Below are 12,576 nucleotides of genomic sequence, written 5' to 3'. Positions count from 1 at the left end.
AACCATGTCGATCTGGGTACGCATCTCCGAAGCACTCTCGTCCCTCGCCAGTGGCGAAGGGTTAAGCACGGTTTTTGACAAGCTGCGCACACCGCCAGAGCGCAGCGTCGCGTTTACCATCGCCGTGATCGCCCTCAGCGCCAAGATGGCCAAGGCTGATGGACTGGTGACGCGCGACGAGGTGACAGCCTTTCGCGAAGTGTTCCAGATCGCGCAGGGCGATGAGGCGGGTGCGGCTCGCGTGTTTAACCTGGCGCGGACCGATGTGGCAGGATTCGAGGAATATGCCACCCGCATCAGCCGCATGTTTGGCAGCGGCAGTGACATGCTGGATGATCTGATGGAGGGGTTGTTTCATATCGCGATGGCCGACGGCACCTATCACCCCAACGAAGACCAGTTTCTGGAACGCGTGGCCGAGATTTTCGGTGTTGCCCCTCGGGATTTTCAGGTGATGCGCAGCCGGTTCGTGCCGGATGCGATGCCTGACCCCTACACCGTTCTGGACGTTCACCCCGACGATCCGATTGACGATATTCGCGCGCAGTATCGCCGCATGGTCCGAGAGAACCATCCCGACCAGATGATCGCGCGCGGCGTCCCCGAAGAGGCGATCAAGCTGGCTGAGAAGCGTATGGTCGATATCAACCGCGCGTGGGAAGAGATCAGCCGGACACAGACCCTGTGAGGCTGGCAAGCTACAACATTGAATGGTTCAACGCGCTGTTTGATGATGATGGTCAATTGCTGGAGGATGATGGCTGGTCGGCGCGCTACAATGTGACGCGCGCCCAGCAGATCACTGCGATCGGTATCGTTATGACCGCGCTGGATGCGGATGCGGTGATGATCATCGAGGCGCCGGATCACAGCGGATCACGCGCAACGGTGCGCGCGTTAGAAACATTTGCAGAGGTAATGCAGCTACGCGCGCGCCGGGCGCTGGTGGGATTCGCCAACGATACACAGCAGGAAATTGCGCTGCTCTATGATCCGGATGTCCTGAGCGCGGTGCATGATCCGATCGGCGCGGAAACCGGCAAGCGTGGCACGCATGATGCGCCACGATTTGACGGGGTGTTTCGGATTGATCTGGATATTGACGCGACCGAAGATCTGGTGCGGTTTTCCAAGCCGCCGCTGGAGGTCGCACTGCGCACGCATGATGGGGTGGCAGTGCGGCTGATCGGGGTGCATCTGAAATCCAAGGCCCCGCATGGCGCGGTGGACGAGGCCGAAGTGATGCGCATGGCGATTGCCAACCGGCGCAAGCAGTTGGCGCAGGCCGTCTGGCTGCGCGAACGTATCCGGGGACATCTGGAGGCGGGCGAGGCGCTGATCGTGATGGGGGATATGAACGACGGGCCGGGGCTGGACGAGTATGAAAACCTCTTTGGCCGGTCGTCTGTCGAGATAATCCTCGGGGATGGCGAGGCGCGCAACTTGCGGCTCTATGATCCGCATGCGCGCGGTGCGCTGGAGCAAAAGATCGGCGTCGCCCATACGTCGGCGCGGTTTTACCTAGCGCACCGCAAGCGCTATATGCAGGCGCTGCTTGACTACATCATGGTATCGCCCGATCTGCGCGCGCGGCACCCGGTCTGGCGCATCTGGCATCCGTTCGACGACCCGAAGTGTTGGGGCAATGCGGACTTGCGCGAGGCGCTGCTGACCGCATCGGATCATTTCCCGGTGACGCTGGATATTGATCTGGCGTCTTAAAATCGTGATTGAAGTGACCTATATTGGGGGAATGAGACAGTTTGTTACCATTGCCACCGTTGCGATGCTGGCGGTTGGACCCACTCAGGCGCAGGAAACTGAGGATGACGGGTTTTCCCTGATGGAAGAAGGCGCGCGCCTGCTCTTTGAAGGGTTGAGCCGCGAGATGGAGCCAGCCCTGCGCGATCTGATGGGGCTGACCGAAGAGATGGAGCCGAAACTGCGCGAGTTCGCGATGAAGATGGGGCCTGCGCTGGCTGATATCATGGGTAAGATCGACGATCTGAGCAGCTATCACGCGCCAGAGATGCTACCCAATGGCGATATCATCATCCGCAAGAAAACCCCGCAAGAGATGCTCGATGTGCCGAAAGAGGGCGAGGAAATCGAGATTTAGGACTGTGCATCGGACGACCGCAACCGCCCGATTTTCGTCTCTGCCCCGAGCGAGCTGGCCAGCGACATAAAGCGTGCTTCGGCCACTTCGCCAAACAGACCGGCCGAGTCTTCGGTTAGACGTAATTCCAGCAATCGTTTCTTTGGAAACCAGCGAATTTCGCCCAGATTGGCATCTTTTTTCAACCACAGCATCGCACCAAAGCGCATCGCCTTGCCGAGAATTTCGGCCTCGTGCTGTGTCTTGTCGTCCACCAGTGCGCCCAGTTCCTCGAACCGCGTGCCAGCACGGTTGTTGGAATAACGGTGCAACAGAGCGAGCCCCAAAAAGACCCGTTCGGAATGTCGCAATCCGCCCAGATTGGCGCGTGTGGCGTTGTCAAAACAGACTTCGGCGCGATAGTCAGGATGCGCGCGCCAACTGACATCGTGCAGCAGGCAGGCTGCCTTGATGATACGTCTGCGTTCAGGCTGTGCGGACTTATAGAGCGGCTGGATGAACTGATAGAGCGTCTTGCCAAAGCCGGGCAGGCGGGCATCCTTGGATTCCATGAACCGACACGCCTCGATCAACGGGTCGCGATCGCGTAGCGGCTGTGGCATCTGCTCATAGAGCATCCCCTCGCGGATACCGTAGCTGGAAACTGCAATATCGTGCGGCTTGAACGTGTGCAGCACTTCGTTCAGCACTTCGGTTGCTTGTGGCACCAGCGCCATCCGTGCCGATGAGACACCTGCGCGATTGCGCAGCGCCTCGGCGTCCTCGCCCGCGATATACTGAAACGTCTTGCGCAGTTCCTTGGCCTTCATCCGGTACTCGTGCAGCACATGCAGCGGATAGCCGCGCCGTTCCATGTCGATCTTGGCGATCGCACGCCACGAACCACCCACCAGAAAGAGCCGGTTCTTCTGTTCGCCCAATTGATCGGCCATCTCGCCTAGGACGGATTGAATGTATTTGCGGCGTGCCTTTTTGCCGCCCTTCAGATCGCGCAGTTTGAGCGGGCCGAGGGGGGATGTGACGCGCCGCCCGACATGGCCGCCGTTGATCTCTGCCAGTTCCATCGACGATCCACCGATGTCGCAGACCAACCCATAGGAGCCGGGCCACCCCAGCAGCACACCCTGCGCAGACAGACGCGCCTCTTCCCGGCCATCGACGACCCAGAGCTTCAGGCCGGTAGCGGCCTCGACTTCGCGGCAGAACTCCGGGCCGTCTTCGGCCTCGCGAACGGCAGCGGTCGCAACACAGGTCAACGGCCCGGTTTCCAACCCGACCGACAGTCTTTGAAACCGCTTCATCGCGTTCAGCGCACGCACCCGGCCTTCGGGGTTAAGGCGCCCGCTCTCTGACATGCCGGCGCCAAGGCCGCACATGATCTTTTCGTTGTAGAAATAGGCGGGGCTGCGTGCCGCGCCATCAAACACCACCAGTCGGACAGAGTTCGATCCAACATCCACCACGCCAACACGACGTAATGCCCGTGCCGAGGGCTTGTCGAATAGCGCCCGGCCAAAGGGACCGCTATCTGGCTCGCCCGGATCAGTGCTCGCGTCCATCGGGATCTCCGGTCTTGGTCTTGCGCCTCGTTATGGTCCAAGGTGCTAGGTGGGTCAATCTTCGGTGTGGGTCAGTTTCGGCACGTCCGACGCCCCGGCAGAACCGCGCCCCGACAACGAAGGGTTTTCCATGAAGAACCTGTGACAATTGAACGCAAATTCACCCTCGGGCATGGACGTACGGGTGAATGAGCCATCTGGTGCCATAACCCAGCTTTGGGCAACGTCGGCCATGTTTGCTGCCAAAACCTGACTGGTGATCTGCGCCTTGACGGTCGGGTTTTCGATCTCGACCAGCGTTTCAACACGACGGTTCAGGTTCCGCCCCATCCAGTCGGCAGAAGAAATGTAGACCCGCGCCTTCTTGTGCGGCAGGCCGTGACCATTGCCAAAACACACGATGCGGCTGTGTTCCAGAAACCGTCCAACGATAGATTTCACGCGGATGTTCTCGCTCAGCCCCCTGATGCCGGGACGCAATCCGCAGATGCCGCGCACGACGAGGCTGATTTTGACCCCTGCCTGACTGGCGGCATAGAGCGCGTCAATAATGTCCGGGTCGATCAGCGAATTCATCTTGGCCCAGATTTCGGCCGGTTTTCCGGCCTTGGCGTGATCGATTTCGGCAGCAATCATCGACAGCAGCCGGGGCTTTAGCGTGATCGGTGAAATCGCGAGATTTTCCAGCTGATCCGGCTGCGCGTAGCCCGACAGATAATTGAATACCTTGGTCGCATCACGGCCCAGCGTCGTGTCACAGGTAAAGAATGACAGATCGGTATAGATGCGAGCCGTGATCGGGTGATAGTTGCCTGTCCCGTAATGGGTGTAGGTCACCAGATTGTCGCCTTCGCGGCGCACCACGGTGCTGATCTTGGCATGTGTCTTGAGGTCTAGAAATCCATAGACCACATGCGCGCCGGCGCGCTCCAGTCGGCGCGACTGGCGAATGTTCGCGGCCTCGTCAAACCGCGCCTTCAGTTCGACCAGTGCGGTGACGGATTTACCGTTTTCGGCAGCCTCGCACAGGGCCTCGACAATCGGCGAGCGGTTGGACGTCCGGTAAAGTGTCTGCTTGATCGCCACCACATCCGGGTCGCGCGCGGCCTGCGCGAGAAAGCGGATGACCATATCGAACGTCTCATAGGGGTGATGCAACAGCATGTCCTTTTGCCGGATCGCGGCGAACATATCGCCATCGTGATCCTGCACGCGTTCGGGCACGCGGGGGGTGAAAATGGGCCACAGAAGGTCAGGGCGAGCATCCAGCACCAGTTCCTTGAGATCGGCAAGGCCGAGCATTCCCTCGACTTCGACCACTTCTTCGGGGATGACGTGCAACTCGTCCATGACCAACTCGCGCAGAGCGGCAGGGGCATCGGTCGAGATTTTCATCCGCACGACTTCGCCACGACGGCGACGTTTGAGTGCCACCTCGAATTCGCGCACCAGATCCTCGGCTTCTTCTTCGACCTCCAGATCGCTGTCGCGCAGCACGCGAAAGGCGCAATGCGCCTTATATTTGTAACCGGGAAAGAGGCTGGGAAGGTGCAGCAGCAGCAATTCTTCCAGCGGCAGAAACCGATAGGTGCCATCCTCACTGGGCAGGGCTACGAAACGGTCGATTTGCTGGGGAATGGGCAGCAGCGCACGCAATGGACGTTTGTCCTGTGCCCGTTCCAATTGTAGCGCCAGAGAATAGCCAAGGTTGGGAATAAAGGGGAACGGATGCGCCGGGTCGATGGCCAGCGGCGACAGTACCGGGAACACCTTGTTCAGAAACACATCTGACAGATAGCTTCGATCATCGTCGGTCAGGCTGGCACGGTCGAGAATGACGATATTTTCGGCTTCCAACTCGCCGCGCAGGGACTGGAATGTTTCCTGTTGCGATGCCAGCAGCTTGCGCGCGTCGTCGTTGATCAGCACCAGCTGTTCGGCGGGGGACAGGCCATCAGCGGCGGGCGTTGTGTTGCCGGCGCGCGCCAATTCACGCAGGCCCGCGACCCGAACGTTATAGAATTCATCCAGATTGGTGGCCGAGATCGACAGGAACCGCAGACGTTCCAACAATGGCACGCGGCTGTTCTGCGCCTCTTCGAGCACGCGCCAGTTGAAGCCCAGCCAGCTCAGTTCGCGATTATAGAATCGTCCGGGTCCGGTCGTGTCCAGATCAGGCAAATCTGTCGCTTCGGGGAAGGGGGATTTCAGAAAATCAGCTTGAGTCATGGCTGCGGTATGGACCTGTGATGTAACGCTGAGGTGACAAAGTGTGGCGTCACGCCTGTGATTTGTCCAGCAGTTGCGCGGCCAGTGCGCGGTTGACCGGTCTGCCCGTCGATAATGACGCTGCATCCAGCGCCTCGACTGTCTGGCGCGCAGCCCGGAAGGTGCGGGAAATGCGTTTGGACAGATAGGGAATCGTACCCGCTGACGGCATGATCTGGCGATCCGAAAACTGTTTCATCATCACGGCGGCGAGCAGCGCATCGTCCGGCTCTTCCATCACGCAGGTAGGGGTGCCCTGCATCCGGCTGGCGAGATCCGGCAATGCCAGTGCCCATGCGCTGGGCGCTGCGCGTGCGGTGATGAGCAGGCTGTGGCCCTCGGCCAGTGTTAGGTTATGCAGGTGAAAGAATGCCGTTTCGGCGGCATCCTGTCCCGCGATGCAGTCCGCATCTTCGATCACGACATTGCCGGTTGCCAGCTGTGCGATGTCGGCTGTGGCCAGTGCGTCGGCGGATAGAATCCGCGCCGCGCTGAGATCGGCCCAGACATGGGCAAGATGGGTCTTGCCCGCACCCTCGGGGCCGCAGAGGACCAGCTTGCGGGCCGGCCAGTCGCGCCAGCCTTCGATCAGCGCGACAGCAACGGCATTGGCGGTCGAGACAAAGAAATCATCACGCCCCCGCGCTGCAATTGCAGGCAGATCAAAGCTTAGCTGTTGGGGCATCAGACGTCGCCCGGTCCACGGTAAAGCGAACTGTTCTTGTACTGACTGATGGCAAAGCGCGCCAAGACGCCGATGGCCGCCGCGACGGGGACTGCCACCAGCATGCCGACGAATCCGAACAGTGCGCCGAAAACCGAGAGTGCGAAGATCAGCCAGACAGGGTGCAGGCCGACGGAGCTGCCGACCAATTTGGGCGTCAGTATATTGCCTTCTACGATCTGACCAATCACGAAAATACCGGCGACCAGACCAATCGACACCCAGTCGCCCCAGAACTGAAACAGCGCGAGACCAATGGCCAGAGCCCCACCAACCAGCGCGCCGACATACGGGATGAACGTGATCAACCCCGCAATCGCCCCCACGACGAGGCCGAATTGCAGCCCCACCAGCATCAGCGCCAGCGCATAATATGTGCCCAGAATCAGGCTGACCGTGCCCATCCCGCGAATGAAGCTGGCCAAAGTTTTGTCGATGTCGCGGGCCAGACGGCGGATGGTCGGTGCGTGCTCGCGCGGTAGCATGTCATCAATCTGCGCGATCATGCGATCCCAGTCATAGAGCAGGTAAAAGGCGACGACCGGCACGATCACAAAGAGAACGATCACGCTGATCAGCGATGACACCGACCCAAGCACGGCTTCCAGCAGCTGTCCGCCACGTTCCTGAATCGTCTCGCCCACTGCGGTCAGCGACTGACGCAAGGTCGATTCGGTATCGACAAGCTCGGGGAATCTCTTGGTGAGGAAGCTTTGCAAATCAGCAAATAGCTGTGGGGCCGTCTCGATCAGCGCGGTGGTCTGCGAAACCAGCGTGGGCACCACAAGCAGCGCCATGATGATAAAGAGCAACAGCGCAACCAGCGTAATCACGACAACCGACAAGGCACGCGACAGGCCCATGCGTTCTAACCGGTCAGCGACCGGATCGAGGAAGTATGCAATCGCGCCGCCCAGAACGAACGGCAGGATCACATTGCCCAGAATCCACATCACAAGCAGGAACACCGCCGCAGCGATTCCCCAGGATTTTATCTGTGTCTTGACGGTCAGGGCCATGCGCGCTCCGGCTGAGTAATCCTACACATCGCCCATGCAGCGCGCCCTTTCAAGGCCCGCCGCAGCAAAAGTAGACATGCCCTATTCGTCGACAGCGATGGACGCGGCGGGATCGAACACGGTCGAGATGGCTTGTCTGGACCCGCGCAAACCCATAAACGGGGGCTCAGTCCAACACATGCCCCCGAGGTAATCCCATGCGTCTCTCCCGTTACTTCCTGCCTGTCCTCAAAGAGACCCCGTCGGAGGCGCAGATCGTCAGCCACCGGCTGATGTTGCGCGCAGGCATGATCAAGCAGGCCAGTGCCGGGATTTATTCGTGGTTGCCGCTGGGTTTCAAGGTGCTGCGCAAGCTGGAAAACATCGTGCATGAAGAGCAGATGCGCGCCGGTCACATCCCGATGCTGATGCCGACGCTGCAATCGGCGGACCTCTGGCGCGAGAGCGGACGCTTTGACGACTATGGCGAGGAGATGCTGCGGATCAAGGACCGGCAGGGGCGCGATATGCTCTATGGTCCGACCAACGAAGAACTGATTACGGATATTTTCCGCGCCCATGTCGGCAGCTACAAGGACCTGCCGCTGACGCTGTATCATATCCAGTGGAAATTCCGCGACGAGATCCGCCCGCGGTTCGGCGTGATGCGCGGCCGCGAGTTTCTGATGAAGGACGGTTATAACTTTGACGTGTCCAAGGAAGCGGCCCTACATGCCTATAATCGCCACCTTGTGACGTATCTGCGCACCTACGAACGAATGGGATTGCAGGCGATCCCGATGCGCGCGGATAGTGGCCCGATTGGCGGTGATGATACCCATGAATTCCTCGTGCTGGCGGATACAGGCGAGTCAGAGGTGTTCTATGACAGCGAGATCACCGATCTGAAATTCGGCGATCGCAAGGTCGATTTCGATCTCGGTTGAGGAATGTCAGGCCGTGCTGGACGAGTTTACCAGCCGTTATGCGCGCACGGACGAAACCCACGACGAAGCCCTCTTTAATCAGGTCCCCGAAGAACGTCGTCGCGTGGCGCGCGGGATCGAAGTGGGCCAGATTTTCTATTTTGGGACCAAGTATTCGGACGCGTTGGGTGCCACGGTACAGACGCCCGACGGCAAAGCGACGCCGGTTCACATGGGCAGCCACGGCATCGGTGTCAGCCGTCTGGTCGGCGCGATCATCGAGGCCAGCCACGACGATAACGGCATCATCTGGCCCGAGGGGGTCACGCCCTTCCACGTCGGTATCGTCAACCTCAAGCAGGGCGACACCGAAGCCGACGCCGCGTGTGACGCGATCTATCAATCTGTGACTGCGCTGGGACTGGACCCCCTTTATGATGATCGTAACGAACGGGCGGGGGGAAGTTCGCCACCATGGACCTGATCGGATTGCCGTGGCGCATTACCGTCGGGCCGCGTGGTCTGAAAAACGGCGTGGTCGAGCTGACCAGCCGCCGCACCGGGATCAGCGAAGAGCTGCCGCCCGAACAGGCCGTGCAGAAGCTGGCGTCGATTTACCTTACGGCTAATGGTGGCGTGTGAAGCGCGCCGTTATTGTCCTCTGATTTGAACATCGTTCACACTGGCCCGCGATAGAAGCAAGAAGCGTCATGGTGAGGTCGCGCGTGTGCTGTCTGGCGTCTGTCTGGCGCGGGCCACGGCACGGTAGGGTGTTCAGGGGGCTATAGCTGCGCATGTTCTCTGCAAAAAACGCATACGATTCGGGTGGTTGGCTACCGCCTAAGTGCCCGCTTCTTGTGCATAAGTGGAAACTTGCGGGCACTCCGAGGCGAGGCGACGTCCGAGGCCCGTGCTAGGTATGCCCGTCGTGCCCGAGTGATCAGGCGTGAAAAGTACCTATAAAATGTAGGTTTACCCTGATCGCGTGTGATCTTGCGGCGTTGCAGCGGGGCCAGATAGCTGAAAGCGCACCTAAGCCCTTATTTCTGATAACCTTAATAAATTGACGTAGAGGAATGTAGAAAGTACCGTTCTACCATGGATGCGGGCGACATTTCGCCCGTTCTTTGATTTCGATTGAGTACTTTAGAAAGTTCTTGGGTGCGGATGTGTAGTTCTGACACGGCTGGTCTTCTACGTTTCACCAGTATTCTTACTGCTGCCCTTCTTATGCTGTCGATTTTCAGCGCAACTCCGGCCCCTGCTGAAATCAGAACGAAAACATTCCAGTCCTGGGCGGTCGAATGCGAAGAGTTGTCCGCACGCTGCACATTGGCACAGACGGCCTCGTCCAAGGATGATCGGTTCTGGTTGGCTACCCTGCGGTTACGACAGACTGTAAAGGGCGGTGCGCAGGTACAGGTGATTGTACCATCCGGAGTGCACTTGGGCAGTGGCTTGTTCGTGGGCGTCACCCCCCCATACAAGGAACTGGCCTATCAACGGTGCAGCCCTACTGTGTGCGTGGCGGCAGGAATTCTGGACTCAGATGAGCTGACCAAATGGAAGCGCGGACGACGTGCCGAAGTGCGGTATCGCCCCAGTGCGGTGTCCGCCCCGATTGTTTTTGATGTTTCTCTCATGGGTGTGACAGCCGCGTTTCGCTATGCAGAAAGCAGTGCCCAATGATGTTTCCAAACCGGTCCTGCCAACAGCTTCAACACCGGTTTCGTTTCTTTGCGACTACGCTGATTACTTGCCTTTCGTTGATATTCGCTGCGGTGCTGACGACCCCGGCACACGCGCAGACATTTACGCTTAGAGGCGTATCCTTTGACGACAGCGCGTATCTGGAGGATGCGGCGCTACAGGACGCTGCGGCACCCTACATCGGCAGGCCGATCGGGTTCGAGGATTTGACGCAGATGGTGGCGGCAATTCAGGGCCTGTATTCAGCAGCGGGGATCATTACTGCACAAGTTATTTTGCCGCCTCAAACTCTGGATGACGGCATTTTGCGGATATCGCTCGTAGAGGCGCGGATTGATCAGGTCGAGATCGACGGGCTGGACCGGACAAATCCGGATTTCTTGCGACGGACCATCACGTTGGTCCCCGGTCAACGACCGGATTTTGAGCAGATTGAGCGCGACCTGCGCATTTATCAATTGTCGCATGACATCAGCCCAAAGATCGCGTTCAGACCAGGTGAAACGCCCGGAACCACCACTGCAATCATTTCCGGCGAAGAGCCCAAGCCATTTACCTTTACCGGATCGTTGGACAATTTCGGGCAAAGGGAGACGGGCCGCGCGCGGGCAACTCTGTTTGCCCGGTGGGCCAGCGTCACTGGTGTGCGCGATACCCTATCGTTCAGAATTCAGGCGGCGGAGAAATCCAAGTCATTCGTATTGGGCTACTCGCGACCCGTGGGAACAAACGGCGGCCGCGTTGTCGGATCGCTGAGCTATTCAGATGCGTCTGTCACCACCAGCCCCGTCAATGGTGTGACGATCCTGTCAGATACGCTGTCGGGCGTTCTGGCATACCGTCATCCAATCGCGGTCACCGCCAGCACCGCTTGGTTTTTTGAGGTCGGAGTGGGGTCGGAGAGATCTAAATCACGTGTAGCAGGTGTGCAGTTCTCGGATGTTTCACTCAACGAGATTTATGGCAATCTGTCCTATCTGCTTCAGGAAACGGGCCGAACATTCTCGCTTAATGTTGGGCTGCGCGTCGGTGATGCCAGTGCGTTGGGCAACACCCCGACCGAAGGCGGGTATACGATCCTCAATGCAAATTTCAGTTTTGCCAAGGCGCTCTCGGATAGCCTGTTGTTTGATGTGCTGGGTCGTGCGCAAGTTGCGTTGACTGACGCGATTCCGGTTGCGCGCCTCTTTTCTGCGGGTGGGGTTGATACGGTTCGCGGCTATCCTACGAATGTGCAGTCGGGTGATAGTGGTGTGTCAGTTCGGTTGCAACTGGCGGGATTAGAGGCTTGGCAACCGGCCGGGCGCAAACTGCGCGTGACTCCATTCGCCTTCTTTGATGCGGCCTACATCGTGCCCTTCCGCGCGGCAGGGGCCAATGTTCCGCGCGACGAAACGCTAGCGTCGGCCGGGGCAGGTTTGCGGGTTCAATACGGCCCCGCCGTGTCAGGCGTGGCGCTCTTTGGTGTGCCGCTTTCGAATACTACGAACTACAAGGATAAGGGGGACCCGACGATCTATGTCGGACTCGATTATTCGTTTTGAGACACTGACACAGACGACCAACCGACCATGAAATTTGACGACTTCGATCAGGAAAGACCCAATAGAATGATGAAAGAACTGACAACCCAATTGCAGTCTGTGTTGCTCGTCGGCGCAATGACGTTTGGACTAGGCGTGGCGCAGGCTATTGCACAGAGTGACGATGCGCCCGCGGTAGAAGATAGCACAGCGGCGACAGATGCCGCACCGGTTGACCTCGCCAATAACGCATCGTTCGGGGACTGGATTGTGGCCTGCGAGGCCGCGACGGTGCGCCGGACAGTCTGTCGTCTGGTACAAGAGCAATCGCTGCGTGAAAACGGCCAGCTGGTCGCGCGCTTCGTCGCGGTGCCGGTTTCAGATGGTGCTATCCTGCTGGCGCAAACGCCGATGGGGACATATCTGCCCGGCGGTGCCGTTTACAGGTTTGCCGGGGATGACGACACCGAGCAACGAGAGATGATATGGCAACGCTGCCTCGGCGATATCTGCGAGGCTGCCGCACCGCTTGACGAGGACGAACTGGCGCTTTTCGCGGAACGTGACGCGCTGCTGTTCGGCTTTCGTATGTCCGCCGAGGCTGATCCGCTCATTCTGAGCGTGGACATCTCGCGGTTTGCCGAAGCTCTGACTGCACTACGCGCCGCTACAGCCGAACCGGCGGAGACGACGACCGAATGACCAAGACCCCCGGTGCCTGATCTTAGGCGCCGGGGGAAATCCTAGGG

Annotated in this window: 10 protein-coding genes and 1 pseudogene; 7 read left to right on the top strand and 4 right to left on the bottom strand. The window is 59.1% G+C overall.

Features of this window, described 5'->3' with window-relative positions; all coding sequences use genetic code 11:
- Positions 1-4 precede the first annotated feature (4 nt).
- The 3 genes from N7U68_RS05325 to N7U68_RS05315 are packed head-to-tail and all read left to right on the top strand — an operon-like array spanning position 5 to position 2,119.
- A complete protein-coding gene (locus N7U68_RS05325; RefSeq protein WP_263048478.1) occupies positions 5-688 on the top strand; it encodes a molecular chaperone DjiA in 684 nt (227 codons plus the stop codon).
- The gene (locus N7U68_RS05320) at positions 685-1,722 is read left to right on the top strand and encodes an endonuclease/exonuclease/phosphatase family protein (protein WP_263048477.1); all 1,038 of its coding nucleotides are present in this window, start codon (positions 685-687) and stop codon (positions 1,720-1,722) included. Before N7U68_RS05325 ends, N7U68_RS05320 begins: the two co-directional genes overlap by 4 nt.
- 31 nt (positions 1,723-1,753) lie before the next feature.
- Complete coding sequence (locus N7U68_RS05315; RefSeq protein WP_165197513.1) at positions 1,754-2,119, top strand: hypothetical protein; 366 nt, start codon at positions 1,754-1,756, stop codon at positions 2,117-2,119.
- Here N7U68_RS05315 and N7U68_RS05310 read toward each other — a convergent pair.
- Genes N7U68_RS05310 through N7U68_RS05295 form a run of 4 tightly spaced genes read right to left on the bottom strand, consistent with a single transcriptional unit; the run spans position 2,116 to position 7,689 of the window.
- A complete protein-coding gene (locus tag N7U68_RS05310; RefSeq protein WP_165197515.1) occupies positions 2,116-3,678 on the bottom strand; it encodes a Ppx/GppA family phosphatase in 1,563 nt (520 codons plus the stop codon). The genes N7U68_RS05315 and N7U68_RS05310 overlap by 4 nt on opposite strands.
- Positions 3,679-3,732: 54 nt before the next feature.
- Complete coding sequence (locus N7U68_RS05305; protein WP_263048476.1) at positions 3,733-5,907, bottom strand: RNA degradosome polyphosphate kinase; 2,175 nt, start codon at positions 5,905-5,907, stop codon at positions 3,733-3,735.
- Positions 5,908-5,956: 49 nt separating this feature from the next.
- A complete protein-coding gene (locus tag N7U68_RS05300) occupies positions 5,957-6,631 on the bottom strand; it encodes a P-loop NTPase family protein (RefSeq protein WP_165197519.1) in 675 nt (224 codons plus the stop codon).
- Positions 6,631-7,689 carry an AI-2E family transporter gene (locus N7U68_RS05295; protein WP_263048475.1) on the bottom strand — a complete coding sequence of 353 codons (1,059 nt, stop codon included), beginning with the start codon at positions 7,687-7,689 and terminating at the stop codon, positions 6,631-6,633. Before N7U68_RS05295 ends, N7U68_RS05300 begins: the two co-directional genes overlap by 1 nt.
- A 197-nt stretch (positions 7,690-7,886) precedes the next feature.
- Here N7U68_RS05295 and proS point away from each other — a divergent pair.
- The 4 genes and pseudogenes from proS to N7U68_RS05275 all read left to right on the top strand — a co-directional run bounded on the left by proS (position 7,887) and on the right by N7U68_RS05275 (position 12,529).
- Positions 7,887-9,236, top strand: a pseudogene (proS, locus tag N7U68_RS05290) (proline--tRNA ligase).
- A 525-nt stretch (positions 9,237-9,761) separates the two neighbouring features.
- On the top strand, positions 9,762-10,283 hold the full coding sequence (locus tag N7U68_RS05285; RefSeq protein WP_308446168.1) for an invasion associated locus B family protein: 522 nt from the start codon (positions 9,762-9,764) through the stop codon (positions 10,281-10,283).
- Entirely contained in the window at positions 10,280-11,848 is a 1,569-nt protein-coding gene (locus N7U68_RS05280) for a ShlB/FhaC/HecB family hemolysin secretion/activation protein (RefSeq protein WP_263048473.1), read from the top strand. Before N7U68_RS05285 ends, N7U68_RS05280 begins: the two co-directional genes overlap by 4 nt.
- 66 nt (positions 11,849-11,914) lie before the next feature.
- Complete coding sequence (locus tag N7U68_RS05275; protein WP_263048472.1) at positions 11,915-12,529, top strand: invasion associated locus B family protein; 615 nt, start codon at positions 11,915-11,917, stop codon at positions 12,527-12,529.
- Positions 12,530-12,576: the final 47 nt, after the last annotated feature.

Source organism: Roseovarius pelagicus (assembly GCF_025639885.1).
Taxonomy (GTDB): Bacteria; Pseudomonadota; Alphaproteobacteria; order Rhodobacterales; family Rhodobacteraceae; genus Roseovarius; species Roseovarius pelagicus.
Note: the sequence above shows the minus strand (reverse complement) of the source record. Positions and strands in the feature narration are given on the sequence as shown.

Bases quoted from the DNA above. Each gene is read 5' to 3' on its own strand.
- N7U68_RS05325 (WP_263048478.1), top strand. From the start codon at position 5: ATGTCGATCTGGGTACGCATCTCCGAAGCACTCTCGTCCCTCGCCAGT.
- N7U68_RS05315 (WP_165197513.1), top strand. From the start codon at position 1,754: ATGAGACAGTTTGTTACCATTGCCACCGTTGCGATGCTGGCGGTTGGA.
- N7U68_RS05310 (WP_165197515.1), bottom strand. From the start codon at position 3,678: ATGGACGCGAGCACTGATCCGGGCGAGCCAGATAGCGGTCCCTTTGGC.
- N7U68_RS05305 (WP_263048476.1), bottom strand. From the start codon at position 5,907: ATGACTCAAGCTGATTTTCTGAAATCCCCCTTCCCCGAAGCGACAGAT.
- N7U68_RS05300 (WP_165197519.1), bottom strand. From the start codon at position 6,631: ATGCCCCAACAGCTAAGCTTTGATCTGCCTGCAATTGCAGCGCGGGGG.
- N7U68_RS05295 (WP_263048475.1), bottom strand. From the start codon at position 7,689: ATGGCCCTGACCGTCAAGACACAGATAAAATCCTGGGGAATCGCTGCG.
- N7U68_RS05285 (WP_308446168.1), top strand. From the start codon at position 9,762: ATGTGTAGTTCTGACACGGCTGGTCTTCTACGTTTCACCAGTATTCTT.
- N7U68_RS05280 (WP_263048473.1), top strand. From the start codon at position 10,280: ATGATGTTTCCAAACCGGTCCTGCCAACAGCTTCAACACCGGTTTCGT.
- N7U68_RS05275 (WP_263048472.1), top strand. From the start codon at position 11,915: ATGATGAAAGAACTGACAACCCAATTGCAGTCTGTGTTGCTCGTCGGC.